Raw genomic sequence first — 18,471 nt, 5'->3', positions numbered from 1 at the left:
CCGGCACCGAGACGCTTTCGCGCCACCAAGTCGCCCTCGTAGCACCGCCTACCGCCGCGCAGCTGCACAGCCAGCCGGACAGCCATGCCGCCGAGGAGCCAGCCAGCCGCACGGCGCGGCCGGCGGCCGGCACGTCGCCCCTACGCGTCGATGCGGTCCCGGTCGAGCCCCTCGCCGGCCAGGATGAACTCCTTGCGCGGGGCGACGTCGTTGCCCATGAGCAGCTCGAACACCTTGGCGGCGCTCTCGGCATCGCTGATGTTCACGCGGCGCAGGGTGCGGTGGGTCCGGTCCATCGTGGTCTCGGCGAGCTGGTCGGCGTCCATCTCCCCCAGGCCCTTGTAGCGCTGGATGGGCTCCTGGTACTTCTTGCCGGTCTTCTCGAGCTTCTTGAGGACCCGCTGGAGCTCCTGCTCGGAGTACGTGTACAACGTGTCGTTCGGCTTGCCGCTGTTCACGACGACGACCCGGTGCAGCGGCGGCACGGCCGCGAAGACCCGTCCCTGCTCGATCATCGGGCGCATGTACCGGAAGAAGAGCGTCAGCAGCAGGGTGCGGATGTGCGCACCGTCGACGTCGGCGTCGGACATGATGATGACCTTGCCGTAGCGCGCCTGGTCGATCTCGAACGTGCGGCCGGAGCCCGCACCGATGACCTGGATGATCGAGGCGCACTCGACGTTCGACAGCATGTCCGAGACGGACGCCTTCTGCACGTTGAGGATCTTGCCGCGGATCGGCAGCAGCGCCTGGTACTCGCTGTTCCGGGCGAGCTTCGCCGTGCCGAGCGCCGAGTCCCCCTCGACGATGAACAGCTCGGTGCCCTCGGTCTCCTGGGAACGGCAGTCGGCGAGCTTCGTCGGCAGGGACGAGTTCTCGAGTGCGTTCTTGCGGCGCTGGGTCTCCTTGTGGGCGCGGGCGGAGATGCGGGTCTTCATCTCGGAGACGACCTTCTCGAGGAGGGTCGCCGCCTGCGCCTTCTCGGTGCGCTGCGTCGAGGTGAGGAGCTCGGTCATCCGCTTCGACACCACCTGGTCGACGATCTTGCGCACGGCCGGGGTGCCGAGGATCTCCTTCGTCTGTCCCTCGAACTGCGGCTCCGGCAGCCGGACGGTCAACACGGCGGTCAGGCCCGCGAGGACGTCGTCCTTGTCGAGCTTGTCCTGCCCCACCTTGAGCTTGCGGGCGTTCGCCTCGACCTGTGCCCGCACCGCCTTGACGAGACCGGACTCGAACCCGGCCTGGTGGGTCCCGCCCTTCGGCGTCGCGATGATGTTGACGAAGCTCCGGAACACGGTCTCGTACCCGCTGCCCCAGCGGAGCGCGACGTCGACCTCGCAGGAACGCTCGACCGACGTGGACACCATGTGCCCCTTGTCGTCGAGCATCGGGACCGTCTCGGTGAACGTGCCTGTGCCCTGGATGCGCCAGACATCGGTGATGGCGGTGTCGACCGCCAGGTGCTCGACGAACTCGCCGATGCCGCCCTCGTACCGGAAGCGCTCGACCACCGGGCCGGTCTCCACGGTGGTGCCGGTCGACTCGGCGCGTGCGGCGGCAGCCTCGATCGAGGACACCCGCGAGTCGGTGATGGTGATGCCGAGCCCCGGCACGAGGAACGCCGTCTGTCGGGCGCGGGTGACGAGGTCGTCGGTGCTGAAGCGGGCGTCGGCCGTGAAGATCTGCCGATCGGCCCAGTAGCGGATGCGGGAGCCCGTGACGCCCTTCTTGACCTTGCCGACGACGCGGAGCTCGCTGCCCGAGGTGAAGGGGGTGAAGGGTGCGTCCGGGCCGATCCCCTTCGCGTCGTCGAACGTGCCGGGCTCGCCCCGGTGGAACGACATGGCGTAGGTCTTGCCGCCGCGGTCGACCTCGACGTCGAGCCGCTCCGACAGGGCGTTCACGACGGATGCGCCGACCCCGTGCAGACCACCGGAGGCCGCGTAGGAGCCGGATCCGAACTTGCCGCCGGCGTGCAGCTTGGTGAACACGACCTCGACCCCGGTCAGCCCGGTCTTCGGCTCGACGTCGACCGGGATGCCGCGCGCGGTGTCGCGGACCTCGACCGAGCCGTCGGCGTGCAGCACGACACCGATCTCGTCACCGTGCCCCGCCAGGGCTTCGTCCACGGAGTTGTCGATGATCTCCCACAGGCAGTGCATGAGCCCGCGGGAGTCGGTCGAGCCGATGTACATGCCGGGACGCTTCCGGACCGCCTCGAGCCCTTCGAGGACGGAGAGATGGCGTGCGGAGTAGTCGGAGCTCACGCTCCAAGGCTAGCGAGCCGCACCGACACCCCTGACGAGGACACTCGCACTGGGGACAACCGGTCCGCGCTGAGCGAAACAGTGCTGCAGGATGCATCGTTCTCAGGCATCACGTGTTGAAATGGTGCAACCACCCGGCACCACCTGCGATCCGTGAGGAGCACAGCAATGACCCAGACCGTGCAGGACCCCTCCATCGACGAAGTCAGCAACCACCAGCTGACCGCCGCCGACCGTTGCGACAGCTGCGGGGCGCAGGCCTACATCCGAGCCACCATGTCGAGCGGCGAGCTCTTCTTCTGCGCCCACCACGGCGCCGAGTTCAAGGACAAGCTCGCGGCGACCGCCATCGAGTGGCACGACGAGAGCAGCCGACTCTACGAGTCGAAGTAGCGTTCAGAGCGACGGACAGGAGGCGCGGTGCCAGCGGGCACCGCGCCTCCTGTCGTTCTGTGCTCGCGTCAGAACTCGCGGTTCAACGCCCAGGCCGCGCCACGGTAACTGTTCGGGCCCCACACACCGTCGATCGGTCCGCTGTACCGGCCGTGCGCGGCAGCCCACCGCTGCAGGGCTTTCACGACATCGGCGCTTTCCCATCCGTACAGAGCAGGTGCGTCGTAGTACCCACCGCGGGCGAGCTGCGCCGATGCTGCCTTCCAGGAGTTCGGACCCATCACCCCATCGATCGGCCCGCTGTAGGCCCACTGCCCCGGTGCCATGGTGCCATGGTGCCGAGGCACTGGAGTCGCTTGTAGAAGATGGTCCCCGGTATCCCGTCGAACTCGGTCGTGGTCGTCGGCACGGCACTGCAGGCCGAACTGATCCGCGTTGATGCTGCCTCCGCAGGAGCGGTTCGGACGACCGCTCCGGCGGTAGTGATGGTCACGACGAGCGCACCGACCAGGGCGAGGACGAATTTGTTGTGGTGCATGAAGCCTCCCTTTCCAGTCTCCGACATTTCAGATGTTGGTCGAGTGGGGAAGGCGTTGCCGTCCGTTGCCATCGTGCCGGGCACGACGAAGGCCGGGCCCTCCCGGACCCGGCCTTCGTCGGCGTCGATCGATCTCGACGTCAGGCGATGCGCTTGAACGCCTTGTCGACGTAGCGGTCGACGGTCGCGCGTGCCTCGCGGGCGTAGCGGTCGATGGCCGCCGTCCCCTCGGGGTCGGGCGCGTACTCCCGACCGAGGCGCGTCGTCGCCGCGGCGAGCACACCGTCGGTGAGCTGCGGGTTGAGCGGCAGGATCGGCCCCTGGGTGTGGGTGCCGAACGAGGTCCCGACGATCGCGCCCTCGACCGGGGAACCGGCCTGGTTGCCGCCGCCGGACACGACGTCCGCGAAGGGGACGACGCCGTCTGCGAGCTCGATGCGCGTCGCGTGGTCCTCGAAGCCGGCGAGGCGCGTCGGCGCTCCCGGCAGCAGCGGGTAGCGGGTGTCGAGGACGAAGTAGTTGACCCGACGCTCCGCACCTCGGACGGCGCGGGCGTCGAACACACCGAAGCCCTGCACGGGCGCTCCCTCGGTGGGCACGACCTCGTTCGTCGCGAGGTCGAACCCGCCGCCGACCGCCACGACCGGCACGCCCGATGCGGCGAGGGCACGGAGCGGTTCCGCGATGCGGGTGACGTCGGCGCCGAGTGACCGCATCGCGCTGAGCGGCCCGTTGCCGATCACGACGACGTCGGCCGTCGTGGGGAGCACGTCGCCGGGTGCGTACTCGACGACCTCGGTCGCGATGTCCGCTGCGGCTGCGCGGCGGACGATGGCCGCGACGTTGCCGCGGTCCCCCGAGACGCCCATCTGACGGGGGTAGACGTGCAGGATGGTCAGCCGGTCGGCCGTCATGCGGTCTTCTCCATGTCCGGGTGGCCGAGGGCCTTGCGGGCGATCATCATGATCTCGTAGTTGACGATGAAGTTCTTCGTCCCGCGGGTCGTCGAGCCGAGCTGCTCCATGTGCTTGATGGCTGCCTCGACGTCGGGCTCGACCCGGCCGATGCGGACACCGGCATGCTCGAGCGCGATCGCGATCTGCCACGCCTTGTCACCGGAGACGACGTCCACGTGGTCGAGCTTCGAGAAGTCGATGTCGTAGATCCAGGAGATGTCGGGCGTGCCCTCGTCGATCGCCATGAGGACCTGCTCGGGCTGGTCCGGCAGGGCGTCGAGGTTGAGCTGCAGGCTCGCGGCGTTCTTGAACATCGTGAACTCGGCGGACTCACCCGCGATGGGCAGCCGCTCGCCACGGCCGTACGCCGGCTTCATCGTGCCGAAGGCCTTGGTCACGGCGTCCGCGCGGAACTGCGCGCCGAGGGCGGCACTCGCCGTCGCGGTGGCCGCGGCGGCGTCGACCGCGTAGTGCAGGCCACGGGCCGGCAGACGGACCGGGATCTCGGCGCCGTCGAAGCGGATCGTCGCGCCGTCGCCGGTGTTCACGACGACCTCGGCGTCCGCCTCGTTCGCCTGACCGTCCTGGCGGTCGAAGTCGTCGGCGTTCTGCAGACCGTTCGGGGCCGCAGCGACGACCTCGGCGCTCGCGCCGAAGCGCAGCACACGCTGGTCGCCGGACGTGGCGTAGGCGTCGAGGAACTGGTCGTCACGGTTCGTGATGACGTTGCGCGACGCCAGGGCAGCCGTGTCGAGCATCATGTCCGCGACGCGCTCGGTCTCGAAGAACCGGTAGAGCTGGTCGACCTGGACGTTGAGCATCGTGACCGTCGACGGCGACAGGATGCCGGCGAGCTCGACCGCGAAGGCCTCGTCGACCTCGAGGATGCCGATGTCCGCCTTGAGCTTGCCGGTCAGCGAAACCTCGGACAGCAGCGCCGACGCGATGCCCTGCGGCAGGTTCGCACCGGAGGGGTTCGTGAAGACCCGCAGCCCGTGGGCCCGGACGATGTCCGAGATCATGTGCGTCGTCGTCGACTTGCCGTTGGAGCCGAGCACGAAGACGACGCCGTTCGGGAACTGCTTCGTCACGTGCTGCAGGAACTCCGGCACGAGCTTGAGCACGATGTAGCCCGGGTAGGCGGACCCGCCGCCCCGCGCACGGGCGAGGGCGCGGAGGATCCGCCCGATCAGGATCGGGATGAAGAACCGCATGCCGGCTTACTCGAGGTAGTCGCGGAGCGACTGGGACCGGGACGGGTGGCGGAGCTTCGCCATCGTCTTCGACTCGATCTGACGGATGCGCTCGCGCGTCACGCCGAACGTGTCACCGATCTGGTCGAGGGTCTTCGGCTGGCCGTCACCGAGGCCGAAGCGCATGCGGATGACACCGGCCTCGCGCTCGGACAGGGAGTCGAGCAGGCTCTCGAGCTGCTTCTGCAGCATCGTGAAGCCCACCGCGTCGGCCGGCACGACCGCCTCGGTGTCCTCGATGAGGTCACCGAACTCCGAGTCGCCGTCCTCGCCCAGGGGCGTGTGCAGCGAGATCGGCTCACGGCCGTACTTCTGGACCTCGACGACCTTCTCCGGGGTCATGTCGAGCTCGCGGGCGAGCTCTTCCGGGGTGGGTTCGCGACCGAGGTCCTGCAGCATCTGACGCTGGACGCGGGCGAGCTTGTTGATGACCTCGACCATGTGCACCGGGATGCGGATGGTGCGGGCCTGGTCGGCCATGGCACGGGTGATTGCCTGGCGGATCCACCACGTCGCGTAGGTCGAGAACTTGAAGCCCTTGGTGTAGTCGAACTTCTCGACCGCACGGATCAGGCCCAGGTTGCCCTCCTGGATGAGGTCGAGGAACTGCATGCCGCGGCCGGTGTAGCGCTTGGCGAGCGACACGACCAGGCGGAGGTTCGCGCCGAGCAGGTGCGACTTCGCACGCTGACCGTCGCGGGCGACCCAGCGCAGCTCGCGCTCGGCGGGCTTCGAGAGCCCGGTCGCGTGCTGCAGCTTGTCCTCGGCGAACAGGCCGGCCTCGATGCGCATCGCGAGCTCGACCTCCTGCTCGGCGTTGAGCAGGGCGACCTTGCCGATCTGCTTCAGGTAGTCCTTGACCGGGTCGGCGGTCGCACCGGTGATGGTCGTCGAGTAGACCGGCGCCTCGTCGTCGTCGGTCTGCGAGATGACGAGTGCACCGGCGGCCACCGCCGCTGCGGCGTCCGGCTTGACCGTCTTGTCCTCGGTCTCGTCGGCTTCGTCGGTCGGCTCCTCGACGGGCTCGTCGGAGGCGATGGCCTCGTCGACGGCGTCGGTCTTCTTCGCCTTCGGGGCGGCCTTCTTCGCCGGTGCCTTCTTGGCGGGGGCCTTCGTGGCGCGCTTCTTCGGCGCGGCCGTGCCCTCGGTCTCCGCGGTCTCGTCCGCGGTGCCCTCGGGTGCGTTGTCCTTCGTGGGATCGATCGTCGTGCTCCGGGCAGCCATGCGATCACCTCTCTCGTCGTGCCACGTTCGTGGGGTCGTGGCCTCCCTCGCCGCCCCAGGCCCCGCGCCGCGGTTCCCCGCGTCGGACGAGTCCTACCGTTCCGGGCAGCACTAGGACCCATGTCAAGTCCCCCGCGTTCGACGGCGCTCTGGAGAGCACTGGCGGACAAGGGGGCCCGAACGGGTCCGTGATCATTATTGCACGGACCGCTTCCGCAGGCGTGCAACGAGGGCAACCCAGAGCGGGCCGACGCGTATTCCCTCTTCGGCGTGCAGCTGGCGCCGTGTCCGGTGGCGTGCGTGCAGCAACATGGCGACCCCGAACCCGACGACGAGGTACTGCACGGTGAGCGCGACGCGGAAGTTGTCCCACGCGAAGACGGTCTCGCCGGTGACCCCGGCCGCGACGTCGAGCACCAGCCCGATGAGGTACATCATCACGAAGGCCGCCAGGAACCCGCCGACGTTGACGATGCCGTTCGCCGAGCCGAGCGACCCGACGGGGTTGAAGGTGCGCGCGAAGTCGAACCCGATGAGCGATCCCGGGCCGCCGATGCCCATGGCGACGACCAGCAGCACGAGCAGCCAGGTCGGCGGGTGCCCCGGCCAGAGCAGGATCGCCGTCCACACCACGGCGAGCAGGACGACCGCCCCGAGCACCAGGTTCGACCGCCGCATCGGGAAGCGGGCGCAGAGCACGCCGAGCGCGGGACCGGCGACGAAGCCGACGAGCACGATCACGGTGAGGAACCCCGCGGCCTCGCCGGGGGTGTAGCCGAGCCCGCGCAGCATCGGCACGCCCCAGAGCAGCGAGAACACGGTCCCGGACGACTGCGTGACGTAGTGCGACCAGAACCCGAGCTGGGTACCGGGGCGGCGGAGCGCGTGCCCGAACGTCCGGAACGCACCGCCCCAGGAACCCGGGAGCGGGATGGACCCGGTCCGCGCGGGGACCGGACCGTTCCGCACGAAGACGACGACGAGCACGAGCCCGACCGCGCTCGCGGCCGCGGCGACGCCGAACGCGGGGGTCCACCCCGCCGTGTGCAGGAGCACCGCGAAGGGGAACGCCGACAGGATCTGGCCGACCTGGCCGAGGTTGCCGGTCCACTGGGAGATCTGCGGCAGGATCCGGCCGCTGAACCACATCGGGACGAGCCGGATGACCGAGATGAACGTCATCGCGTCGCCGGCACCGACCAACACGCGGCCCGCGATCGCCGGCACGATCGACGGCGAGACCGCGACCACCGCCTGGCCGACGACGAGCAGGACGGCACCGATGACGAGCAGCCGGCGGGGTCCGATGCGGTCGAGGGCGATCCCCACCGGGATCTGCAGGGCGGCGTACACGGCGATCTGCACCACGGCGAGGGTGGACAGCACCGCTGCGGAGACCGCGAACCGCTCCTGGGCGTCGACACCGGACACCCCGAGCGAGGAGCGCTGCACGACGGCGAGGACGTAGGCGAGGACCGCGACCCCCCAGATGAGGAAGGCACGACGGGAGTTCACCAGGACAGGCTACCGACGCCGGTGCCCCTCGGGGACGCCTGCCGGTCTCGGCGACGCGGGGCGGATGGACGACGCATGTCGCGCTCGGTGGCGACGTGCGTGGCGGAGGCCCCCCGGGCCTCCTGGCCGGTCACTCCCCGGGCTCGCCCTGGCTCCGGCGGTCGGCGAGGAAGCGCTCGAGCTCGGCGGCGATCGCGTCGGCCGTCGGGACCTGACCGTCGACGCCGGTCAGCGGCGACCCGACCGGGTTGCCCTCCATGTAGGTGTCGTGGCGTTCCTCGAGCACGGAGACGAGCCGTTCGAGCTCGCCGTTGCCGGCCACCTGCTCGTCGACCCGCGTCAGGAACTCGCGACCCGACTCACGCAGGGCGTCGGTCGGGAAGATGAGGCCGGTGGCGGCCGCGATGCCGGACAGCGCCGCGACGGCGGCGTCGGGGAACTCGGTGTCGGACAGGTAGTGCGGCACGAGCAGCACCAGCCCGGTGACCTGGGCGCCGGACTCGGCCAGGCGGTGCTCGACGAGGTGCAGGACGTTCGCCGGCGCCTGGGTCTCGGGCTTCCAGACGCTCATCTGCTCGACGAGGTCGGCCCGGGTGCCGGACACGGTGAGGTTGATCGGCCGGGTGTGCGGCACCGGCATCGGGATCGCCTGCACCCACGTCGTGTCGACGACCTGCAGGCGCTCGGCGAGCTCGGTGACGGCGCGGACGAACCGGTTCCACTGGAAGTCCGGCTCGTAGCCCGACAGGAAGAGGAACGGCTGCCCGATCTCGTCACGGACGAGGTGCAGCGTGAGGCGCGGCGGCTCGACCGCGGCGATGTGGTCGTGCTCGAAGGTGATCACCGGCCGACGGGCTCGCCAGTCGAGCAGGGCGTCGGGGTCGAACTCGGCGACGAGCTGGGTGTCCAGGTCCTCGAGGACCGAGGTGGTGACCTGCGCGACCGCGGCGCCGGCGTCGGCGAACCCGGTCAGTCCGGCGACCAGGTGCAGCCCGACGGGGACGCTCGGGGCGTCCGGGTCGAAGGTGTAGAGCTCCTCGGGGTGGTTCACCGTCCCCATGCTAGGCGGGGCGTCCGACGGTCCCGTGCGCGCAGGCCACGCCGTCAGCGAACACCGCGTGGATAGGCTTGGAGCATGGTCCGACCGACGCTCTCCACCACCACTTCCTCCCCCGAGACCACCGCCGCCGACGTCCTCGTCGTCGGGGTCCGCCCCGCTCCGTCGGGTGCCGCCGCCGACGCGACGGCCGGTGCGACCGTCGCGCCGAGCGCGCTCGGTGCCGTGGCGGCCCTCGCCGACCTCGACCTCGCCGCGATCGGCGTCACGGGCGCCAAGGACCAGCTCGTGCGCATCCCGGGCACCGGCGTCACGGCGTCGTCGATCGCGCTCGTCGGGCTCGGCTCGTCCGCCGACGCCGCAGCGGTCCGCGCAGCGGCCGGCAGCGCCGTCCGCCAGCTCCCGCACGCCGCCTCGATCGTCCTCGCGCTGCCGACCGACTCCGCGGAGCTCGTCGACGCCGCGCTCGAGGGCGCCGCGCTCGGCGCCTACGCCTTCACGCGTCACAAGGGCGCCGGCAGCACCGGCCCGACCCGCGGTGAGCAGCGCATCGAGGTCGTGGCCCCCGCCGACGTCACCGACGCGACCGTGCGCCCGACCGTCGTCGGCGACGCCGCCGCCCTCGTCCGTGACCTCGTGAACACCGCCGCCGGCGACCTCGGTCCGTCCGACGTGGCCGACGTCGCCACCGGACTCGCCGACGGCCTGCCGCTTACCGTCGAGGTGCTCGACGAGCACGCGCTCGAGGAGCAGGGCTTCGGGGGCATCCTCGGCGTCGGCCGCGGCTCGGTCCGCCCGCCGCGGCTCGTGGTCGTCCGCTACGCACCGGAGTCGGCGACGAAGCACCTCGCCCTCGTCGGCAAGGGCATCACCTTCGACTCGGGCGGCCTCTCGCTCAAGCCGGCCGCGTCGATGCTCGGCATGAAGACCGACATGACCGGTGCCGCGACCGTCCTGGCCGCCACCGTCGCCGCCGCCCGGCTCGGGCTCGACGTGCGCGTGACCGCCTGGCTCGCCCTCGCCGAGAACATGCCCTCGGGTTCGGCGACCCGCCCGGGCGACGTCCTGACGCTGAAGAACGGCAAGACCGTCGAGGTGACGAACACCGACGCCGAGGGCCGTCTCGTGCTCGGCGACGCGATGGCCGCTGCATCGCTCGAGCACCCCGACGCGATCGTCGACGTCGCCACGCTGACCGGCGCCCAGGTCGTCGCGCTCGGTGAGCGCACCACGGGCCTGATGGGCAGCGACGACCTGGTCGAGCGTGTCCGCGCGATCGCCGGCACCGTCGCGGAGCCGATCTGGCCGATGCCGCTGCCCGAGGAGATGGGGGCCCGACTCGGCAGCGAGATCGCCGACATGCTCAACGCCACCGTCGGCAACACGGCCGGTGGCATGCTGCTGGCCGGCGCGTTCCTGGAGCGCTTCGTCGGCGAGGGCATCCCGTGGGCGCACCTCGACATCGCCGGCCCGTCGGAGCACAAGGGCGGCGGCTACGGCTGGCTCGGCAAGGGTGCGACGGCCGTGATGGTCCGCACGCTCATCGCGCTCGCAGAAGACCTCCAGTCCGAGTAGTAGGTTTGGTACCGGTGGGCAGTGCGCGTCGCAGCGCCTCCCACCGGTACTGCACGGGACGGGACCGGAACCACGCGGTCCGACCGTCGGACGCCGCCACCGCGGTGTCCACGCGGGCCCGACCGGCCCGACACGCACGAGGGAGTTGCACCAGGTGACGGAACAGACTTACGACGTCGTGGTCCTCGGTGGCGGGAGCGGTGGGTACGCCGCAGCGCTGCGGGCCGCCGAGCTCGGCATGAGCGTCGCGCTCATCGAGGGCGACAAGCTCGGAGGGACGTGCCTGCACCGCGGCTGCATCCCCACCAAGGCGCTGCTGCACGCCGCCGAGATCGCCGACGGGACCCGTGACGCCGAGAAGTACGGCGTCATCGCCGAGTTCGCCGGCGTCGAGGTGCCGAAGGTCATCGAGTACCAGCAGGGCGTCATCAACTCGAAGTACAAGGGCCTGCAGGGCCTCATCAAGGCCCGCGGCATCACCGTCGTCGAGGGCTGGGGCCGCCTGACGTCGCAGAACACCGTCCAGGTGGGCGACCAGACCGTCACCGGCAAGAACGTCGTGCTCGCGACCGGCTCCTACTCGAAGTCCCTGCCGGGGCTCGAGATCGGCGGCCGCGTGATCACCTCCGACACCGCCCTCCGCATGGACTACGTGCCGAACAAGGTCGTCATCCTGGGCGGCGGCGTCATCGGCGTCGAGTTCGCCAGCGTCTGGAAGTCCTTCGGCGCCGAGGTCACGATCGTCGAGGCGCTCCCGCACCTCGTGCCGGCCGAGGACGAGTCGATGTCGAAGCAGCTCGAGCGCGCGTTCCGCAAGCGCGGCATCGAGTTCTCGCTCGGTGTCCGGTTCCAGGGCGTCGAGCAGCACGAGAACGGCGTCGTCGTCACCCTCGAGGACGGCAAGACCTTCGACGGGGACGTCCTCCTCGTCGCGGTCGGTCGCGGCCCGGTCACGCAGAACGTCGGCTTCGAGGAGGTCGGCGTCGCCATGGACCGTGGCTTCGTCACCACGAACGAGCGCCTCGCGACCAACCTGCCGAACGTCTACGCCGTCGGCGACATCGTCCCCGGCCTGCAGCTCGCGCACCGCGGCTTCCAGCAGGGCATGTTCGTCGCCGAGGAGATCGCCGGGCTCAACCCGGTGATCATCGAGGACAAGAACATCCCGAAGGTCACGTACTCCGACCCCGAGGTCGCCTCGGTCGGCCTGTCGCAGTCGAAGGCCGAAGAGCAGTACGGCGCCGACAAGGTGGACTCGTACGAGTACAACCTCGCCGGCAACGGCAAGAGCCACATCATCGGCACCTCCGGTTCGGTGAAGGTCGTGCGTGTCGTCGACGGCCCGGTCGTCGGCGTCAGCATGATCGGCGCGCGCGTCGGCGAGCTGATCGGCGAGGCACAGCTCGCCGTGAACTGGGAGGCCCACCCGGAGGACGTCGCTCCCCTGGTGCACGCCCACCCCACCCAGAACGAAGCCCTCGGCGAGGCCTTCCTGCACCTCGCGGGCAAGCCGCTGCACGCCCTGTGAACACCATGACCACCACCACGAACCACCCCTGCGAAGAGGAGTCCACCCGATGAGCGAATCCGTCAACCTCCCGGCGCTCGGCGAGAGCGTCACCGAGGGCACGGTGACCCGATGGCTGAAGAACGTCGGTGACCGGGTCGAGGTCGACGAGCCGCTGCTCGAGGTCTCGACCGACAAGGTCGACACCGAGATCCCGTCGCCGATCGCCGGCGTCATCGAGGAGATCCTCGTCCCCGAGGACGAGACCGTCGAGGTCGGTACCGCCCTCGTGAAGATCGGCGACGGCTCCGGCTCGTCCGACTCCGGTTCCTCCGACCAGGGTTCGTCCGACGCGGACTCGTCGAACGCCGCCGCTGCCGAGGCCGAGGAGCCCGAGGCCGAGCCGAGCACCGAGCAGGAGTCCGAGACCCCCGCCCCGGCGCCCGCCCAGCCCGAGCCCGCCCCGGCCGGTCAGACCCAGCCCGCAGCACCGCAGGCCCCGTCGGCACCGCCCGCCGCCGCTCCCGTGCCGCAGGCCGCGCCCGTTCCGCCGCCCGCCGCCGTCCCGGCTCCGCCCGCCGCCGTGCCGGCTCCGGCCGCCGCGGCTCCCGCGGCCGGTGGCACCACCGCCGCCGCGGTGCCGAACCCGACGCAGGACGGCGCCGCCTCCGGCTACGTCACCCCGCTCGTCCGGAAGCTCGCCAACGAGCAGGGCGTCGACCTGTCCACCGTCACCGGTTCGGGTGTCGGCGGGCGTGTCCGCAAGGAGGACGTGCTCGCCGCCGCCGCGAAGGCCCCGGCCGCCGCCGGCTCGGCAGCACCCGCCGCCGCCTCCGGTCCGTTCGTCGCCGAGGTGTCGCCGCTGCGCGGCACCCGCGAGAAGATGACGCGCCTGCGCAAGGTCGTCGCCGAGCGTGCCGTGCAGTCGATGACGTCGACCGCGCAGCTCACCAGCGTCGTCGAGGTGGACGTCACCAAGGTGGCCCAGTTCCGCGACGCCAACAAGGCCGAGTTCCTCGAGAAGACCGGTTCGAAGCTCTCCTTCATGCCGTTCTTCGCCCTGGCGGCCTCCGAGGCGCTCAAGGCCCACCCGAAGATCAACTCGACCGTGGACGGCGACGAGATCGTCTACCCGGAGACCGAGAACGTCTCGATCGCGGTGGACACCGAGCGCGGCCTGCTCACCCCGGTGATCAAGGACGCCGCGTCGCTCGACCTCGCACAGTTCTCGAAGTCGATCGCGGACCTGGCCGAGCGTACCCGCAACAACCAGCTCAAGCCCGACGAGCTCGCCGGCGGCACGTTCACGCTGACCAACACCGGTTCGCGTGGCGCGCTGTTCGACACGCCCGTCGTGTTCCTGCCGCAGTCGGCGATCCTCGGCACGGGCATCGTGACGAAGCGTCCGGCGGTCGTGAAGGTGGACGGCCAGGAGGCCATCGCCATCCGGTCGTTCGTCTACCTCGCGCTGTCGTACGACCACCGCATCATCGACGGGGCGGACGCGTCGCGCTACCTCGTCGCGGTGAAGAACCGTCTGGAAGCGGGCAACTTCGCCCCCAACCTCGGGTACTGACCCGCACCACCGCCGACGGCCCCGGTCCCCTTCGTGGGACCGGGGCCGTCGTCGTCCACGGGCGCTCGTCGTCCACGAGCGCTCGTCGTCCACGAGCGCTCGTCGTTCACGGGGCGAGCAGGACGCTGGCGACGACGCTGCCGACGACGACGACGGCCACGATCAGGAGGCGCCGCAGCGGCACCCGGCGGTCGCCGATCGGCAGCCCGTGCTCGACGGCGTCCTGCAGGCGGGCGAACGGTGTCGGCGGGGTCGGAGCCGGGGCGGGTGCCGCGAAGACCAGGTCGGCCGGAGCCGGGTCCCAGCGGAAGGGCCGCGGGGCGGCGCTCGCGCGGACCGCGTCGAGCGCGGCGACCGCCGCGCGTCGGTCGCCGTCGACGGCTGCCTCGAGTGCAGGATCGACGATCGCGCGAGCGGGATCGGCGGGGTCGACACGGTCCCACACCGTGCGGGCGGCCAGGGCGGCGGTGCGTGCGGCGTCGGAGGTCGCCGGGGAGGGTCGGGCCGTCGCGCCCGGTCCGGTCGGTGTCGCGCCGGGCGGGTGGTCGCACAGGACCACCGCGCCGGCGTCGTCCACCACGACGTCGTCGGCTGCGGCGGTGCCGAGCAGCACGGTGCCGTCACGTGCAGCGAGGACCACCGCGAGCAGCGGCACGCTCAGGGTCACCGCGACGCCGGTGGTCAGGGTACCGATCCGGTCGAGCGCCGGTGCCAGGGGTGTCCCACCCGGACGGACGAGGTCGACCACGAGGTCACCCCCGGCCGTGCGGGCGACGGCGTGGACGGCGACGAGGTGCCGGTCGACGGTGGCGCTGCGGTCGAGCACCCAGGCCCACGCGTCGCCGCCGTCCGGCGGTGCGGACCAGCGTTCGGCGAGGTCCGGCTCGCACCGGCCACCGGGGTGGGCTGGAGTCGTGTGCACGGTGACCAGCGTGGCGGAGCGGAGCCGGGCCTCCTGGCCGTCCCCGTCAGCCTGTGGAGAGCGCGCGTTCGCCCACAGCCGGACCGTGTGCGGTCCGCGCCGGGCGGCGCAGGCCGTATCCTGTCTGCATGGCACGCAGCACTTCCACGGACAAGAAGGCGAAGGAGCCGGGGCGTCTCAAGCAGATGTACCAGGTCTTCCAGATGACCCGTCGGGCGGACCCGAAGTCGGTGTGGTGGTTCGCGCTCGCCTTCGTCGGGCCGGTCGTCCTCGGCGTGCTGCTCGCACTGCTGCTGCCGGGGCAGAACTGGCTCGCGGTCGTCCTCTGGATCGTCGCCGGCGTGATGCTCGGCATCCTGCTGTTCCTGATCGTGCTGAGCCGTCTGGCCGAGCGCGCCGCCTACCGGCAGATCGAGGGGCAGCCCGGTGCCGTCGGTGCCGTGCTGACGAACTCGCTCCGCCGCCAGTGGCGTTCGAGCGAGATGCCCGTCGCCGTCCACGGCCGCTCGCAGTCGGCGGTCTACCGCGCCGTGGGGCGCCCCGGTGTCGTCCTGATCACCGAGGGACAGCGCGGCAACCTGACGCGCCAGCTCGGCGAGGAGCGCCGCAAGGTCCAGCGCATCGTGCCGAACGTCCCGGTGCACGTCGTCCACGTGGACGACGGTGACGACGCCGTGACCCTGCACAAGCTCCCCCGCGCGATGAACAAGTTCAAGAGCTCGCTGAACCGCAACGAGGTCCTCGCGGTCGCGAACCGCCTCGACTCCCTGACGCAGAGCCCGGCGTCGGCGATCCCGAAGGGCATGGACCCGATGCGTGCGCGCGCCGGGCGTCCGCGCTGATCGGCAGACCGCTCGACGGAACGCCCCCGACCGTGCCAGGTCGGGGGCGTTCCGTGTGTCCGGGGTGGGAAGACACCGTGTCCGGGTTCGGACGGGCGCCCGTACCGACCAGCGGCCGGGGCTCAGCGGCGGACGAGCACCGTGCCGGCGATCCGGTCGTGGGCGCCGCGGCTGTCGCGGTCGATGATGAGCGGCGGCACGATGAGGCAGAGCAGCACCGTCCGGAGGACCGGACGCCACACGCCGATGTACCCGCCACGCATCGGCACCAGCCGGAGCCCGACGCAGATGTGGCCGAACGAGCCGGACAGCAGGCAGATGAAGAGCACCTGGAGCCCGGCGAAGATGGCGATCTGCACCCAGGAGTGCGCGATGTCCGCCGTGCCCTGCACCGGCGACCAGACCCCGGTCACGTAGGCGACGAGGTCGGCCAGCGCGCCGTCGATGACGAGCGCGACGAGCCGTCGCCCGATCCGGCCGACGCTCCGCGGCCCGTCCTCGGGCAGACCGAGGTCCTTCCCCGGCCACCCGTCCGGGTGCTCGGAGGACGCGGACGGGCTGGGGGTGTTGCGGGCCATCACACCAGCGTAAGCGACGGCGGGGACCGGCAGCCCCGGAGGGGACGGGCTCCGGCGTCGGCCTGGGCGTAACACGCCGGAAACAATCCAGTCATGTCCGGGAAACCCCGTGTCAATAGCCTCGTCGGAGGTGCCCTGACCGGTACCTCCGACATCACCCAACCCATTGGAGATCGGCCCCATGTTCAGCGATTCCTCCGAGGTCCTGGCCTTCATCAAGGACACCGACGTCAAGTTCCTCGACATCCGCTTCACGGACCTGCCCGGTGTGCAGCAGCACTTCAACATCCCGGCATCGACCGTCGACGAGGACTTCTTCTCGGTTGGTCAGCTGTTCGACGGCTCCTCGATCCGTGGCTTCGCGTCGATCCACGAGTCCGACATGCAGCTGATCCCCGATGTCACGACGGCGTACATCGACCAGTTCCGCGCCGAGCGCACGCTCATCATGGTGTTCGACATCTACAACCCCCGCAACGGCGAGATCTACGGCCGCGACCCGCGCCAGGTCGCGAAGAAGGCCGAGAAGTACCTCGCGTCGACGGGCATCGCGGACACCGCGTTCTTCGCCCCCGAGGCCGAGTTCTACATCTTCGACGACGTCCGCTACTCGGTCACGCAGAACGAGTCCTTCTACGCCGTCGACTCGGAAGAGGGCGCGTGGAACACCGGTCGTGACGAAGAGGGCGGCAACCTCGCCAACAAGACCCCGTACAAGGGCGGCTACTTCCCCGTCTCGCCGGTCGACAAGACCGCCGACCTGCGCGACGACATCACGCTCAAGCTGATCGAGGCCGGCTTCACCCTCGAGCGCTCGCACCACGAGGTGGGCACCGGCGGCCAGCAGGAGATCAACTACAAGTTCGACACGATGGTCCACGCCGCGGACGACATCCTGAAGTTCAAGTACATCGTCAAGAACACCGCGGACCAGTGGGGCAAGGTCGCCACGTTCATGCCGAAGCCGCTGTTCGGTGACAACGGTTCGGGCATGCACACCCACCAGTCCCTGTGGAACGACGGCAAGCCGCTCTTCTATGACGAGAACGGCTACGGCGGCCTGTCGGACGTCGCCCGCTGGTACATCGGCGGCATCCTCAAGCACGCCTCGGCGCTGCTCGCCTTCACGAACCCGTCGATCAACTCGTACCACCGCCTGGTCAAGGGCTTCGAGGCACCGGTCAACCTGGTCTACTCGGCCGGCAACCGCTCCGCCGCGATCCGCATCCCGATCACCGGCACCAACCCGAAGGCGAAGCGCATCGAGTTCCGCGCCCCCGACGCCTCGGGCAACCCGTACCTCGCGTTCGCCGCGCAGCTGATGGCGGGCCTCGACGGCATCCAGAACCGCATCGAGCCGCACGAGCCGGTCGACAAGGACCTCTACGAGCTCCCGCCGGAGGAGGCCAAGGGCATCCCCCAGGTCCCCGGCTCGCTCGACGAGGCCCTCGAGGCCCTCGAGGCGGACCACGAGTTCCTCACGAAGGGCAACGTCTTCACCGAGGACCTCATCCAGACCTGGATCGACTACAAGCGCGAGAACGAGATCCTCCCGCTGGCCCAGCGCCCGCACCCGTTCGAGTACGAGCTGTACTTCGGCGTCTGATCCACGCCTGCCCGCTGGCGAAGGCCCCGCACCGGTTCTCCGGTGCGGGGCCTTCCGCTGTGCTGGGCCGGGCCGGGCGTGCCGGGTGTGCCGGGTGTGCGGGTGTGCCGGGGGTGCCGGATGTGCTGAGTGTGCTCGGCCGCGCGCTCGGGCACGGCATCGCAGCGCGGTTCTTCCCATCCCCCGTGCTGGATGGAACAGGATCGCGCGTCGGAGGCCAGAACGTCGGGCCTCCGACGCGCCGGACTGCCTGCCGTGCGCGGGACCGCTTCGCCCGCGCGCTCTGCGGAACGTCCGTCGTGGATGCGCGCGGGGCGCGACGCGCTCCCGGGTCAGCGGTCCGTCGCCCCCTGGGTGTCCGGGTCGCCGAGGTCGGCGGTGGGACCGGCCCTTCCGAGCACGAGCACCCCGCTGGTCGCACGGCACCAGCGCCGCACGCCAGCGGCGTCGACTGCGCTGGACGACGGTGCGCGAGCAGCACCCGTGCCGATCACGGCGCACCTTCCTTCCCATCGCCCGCGCCATGGGAAGCGAGAACGCGCGTAGGTGGCGGGAACATCGGGCTTCCTACACGCGGAAGTACCTCCCACGCGCGAAACAGCTTCCCACGCGCGAAACTGCACCCCCGCACTCCGCACTCCACCCCCGCCCCCGCACGCAGG

Annotated in this window: 15 protein-coding genes; 6 read left to right on the top strand and 9 right to left on the bottom strand. The window is 70.7% G+C overall.

Going from position 1 to position 18,471, the window contains the following annotated elements:
* Positions 1–140: 140 nt before the first annotated feature.
* Positions 141–2,267, bottom strand: a complete 2,127-nt coding sequence (locus tag BIU94_RS05285) for a type IIA DNA topoisomerase subunit B (protein WP_071255059.1) — start codon at positions 2,265–2,267, stop codon at positions 141–143.
* Positions 2,268–2,435: 168 nt separating this feature from the next.
* Between BIU94_RS05285 and BIU94_RS05280 the strand changes: the two genes are divergently transcribed.
* Entirely contained in the window at positions 2,436–2,660 is a 225-nt protein-coding gene (locus BIU94_RS05280; protein WP_071255055.1) for a hypothetical protein, read from the top strand.
* A 68-nt stretch (positions 2,661–2,728) separates the two neighbouring features.
* On the opposite strand, the gene BIU94_RS17295 is transcribed toward BIU94_RS05280, so the two are convergent.
* The 6 genes from BIU94_RS17295 to BIU94_RS05255 form a co-directional block, all read right to left on the bottom strand.
* Positions 2,729–2,986 carry a peptidoglycan-binding protein gene (locus BIU94_RS17295; RefSeq protein WP_139196306.1) on the bottom strand — a complete coding sequence of 86 codons (258 nt, stop codon included), beginning with the start codon at positions 2,984–2,986 and terminating at the stop codon, positions 2,729–2,731.
* A 352-nt stretch (positions 2,987–3,338) separates the two neighbouring features.
* Positions 3,339–4,112, bottom strand: coding sequence for a type 1 glutamine amidotransferase (locus BIU94_RS05275; RefSeq protein WP_071255053.1), 774 nt, complete (start codon positions 4,110–4,112; stop codon positions 3,339–3,341).
* Complete coding sequence (locus tag BIU94_RS05270) at positions 4,109–5,368, bottom strand: MurT ligase domain-containing protein (protein ID WP_071255049.1); 1,260 nt, start codon at positions 5,366–5,368, stop codon at positions 4,109–4,111. The genes BIU94_RS05275 and BIU94_RS05270 overlap by 4 nt, the downstream gene beginning before the upstream one ends.
* A 6-nt stretch (positions 5,369–5,374) precedes the next feature.
* A complete protein-coding gene (locus tag BIU94_RS05265) occupies positions 5,375–6,631 on the bottom strand; it encodes an RNA polymerase sigma factor (RefSeq protein ID WP_111041774.1) in 1,257 nt (418 codons plus the stop codon).
* Positions 6,632–6,826: 195 nt separating this feature from the next.
* On the bottom strand, positions 6,827–8,146 hold the full coding sequence (locus BIU94_RS05260) for a nitrate/nitrite transporter (RefSeq protein ID WP_071255047.1): 1,320 nt from the start codon (positions 8,144–8,146) through the stop codon (positions 6,827–6,829).
* 130 nt (positions 8,147–8,276) lie between these two features.
* The gene (locus BIU94_RS05255) at positions 8,277–9,206 is read right to left on the bottom strand and encodes a proteasome assembly chaperone family protein (protein WP_071255045.1); all 930 of its coding nucleotides are present in this window, start codon (positions 9,204–9,206) and stop codon (positions 8,277–8,279) included.
* A gap of 75 nt (positions 9,207–9,281) precedes the next feature.
* Between BIU94_RS05255 and BIU94_RS05250 the strand changes: the two genes are divergently transcribed.
* From BIU94_RS05250 to sucB, 3 genes are all read left to right on the top strand, one after another.
* Positions 9,282–10,778: a leucyl aminopeptidase gene (locus BIU94_RS05250; protein WP_071255043.1), complete on the top strand. Its 1,497-nt coding sequence runs from the start codon at positions 9,282–9,284 to the stop codon at positions 10,776–10,778.
* A gap of 154 nt (positions 10,779–10,932) precedes the next feature.
* Positions 10,933–12,306, top strand: a complete 1,374-nt coding sequence (lpdA, locus tag BIU94_RS05245; RefSeq protein WP_071255041.1) for a dihydrolipoyl dehydrogenase — start codon at positions 10,933–10,935, stop codon at positions 12,304–12,306.
* 49 nt (positions 12,307–12,355) lie between these two features.
* On the top strand, positions 12,356–13,861 hold the full coding sequence (gene sucB / locus BIU94_RS05240; protein WP_071255039.1) for a 2-oxoglutarate dehydrogenase, E2 component, dihydrolipoamide succinyltransferase: 1,506 nt from the start codon (positions 12,356–12,358) through the stop codon (positions 13,859–13,861).
* Between the two features lie 106 nt (positions 13,862–13,967).
* Here sucB and BIU94_RS05235 read toward each other — a convergent pair whose 3' ends face one another.
* Complete coding sequence (locus BIU94_RS05235; protein ID WP_071255037.1) at positions 13,968–14,783, bottom strand: hypothetical protein; 816 nt, start codon at positions 14,781–14,783, stop codon at positions 13,968–13,970.
* A 128-nt stretch (positions 14,784–14,911) separates the two neighbouring features.
* Between BIU94_RS05235 and BIU94_RS05230 the strand changes: the two genes are divergently transcribed.
* On the top strand, positions 14,912–15,625 hold the full coding sequence (locus BIU94_RS05230) for a DUF4191 domain-containing protein (RefSeq protein WP_071255035.1): 714 nt from the start codon (positions 14,912–14,914) through the stop codon (positions 15,623–15,625).
* A 122-nt stretch (positions 15,626–15,747) separates the two neighbouring features.
* On the opposite strand, the gene BIU94_RS05225 is transcribed toward BIU94_RS05230, so the two are convergent.
* The gene (locus BIU94_RS05225) at positions 15,748–16,203 is read right to left on the bottom strand and encodes an RDD family protein (RefSeq protein WP_071255030.1); all 456 of its coding nucleotides are present in this window, start codon (positions 16,201–16,203) and stop codon (positions 15,748–15,750) included.
* A gap of 181 nt (positions 16,204–16,384) precedes the next feature.
* Between BIU94_RS05225 and glnA the strand changes: the two genes are divergently transcribed.
* Entirely contained in the window at positions 16,385–17,809 is a 1,425-nt protein-coding gene (glnA, locus tag BIU94_RS05220; RefSeq protein WP_071255026.1) for a type I glutamate--ammonia ligase, read from the top strand.
* The last annotated feature ends 662 nt before the right edge of the window (positions 17,810–18,471 follow it).

Origin of the sequence: Curtobacterium sp. MMLR14_006 (assembly GCF_001864985.1) — a bacterium.
Classification (GTDB): domain Bacteria; phylum Actinomycetota; class Actinomycetes; order Actinomycetales; family Microbacteriaceae; genus Curtobacterium.
Note: the sequence above shows the minus strand (reverse complement) of the source record. Positions and strands in the feature narration are given on the sequence as shown.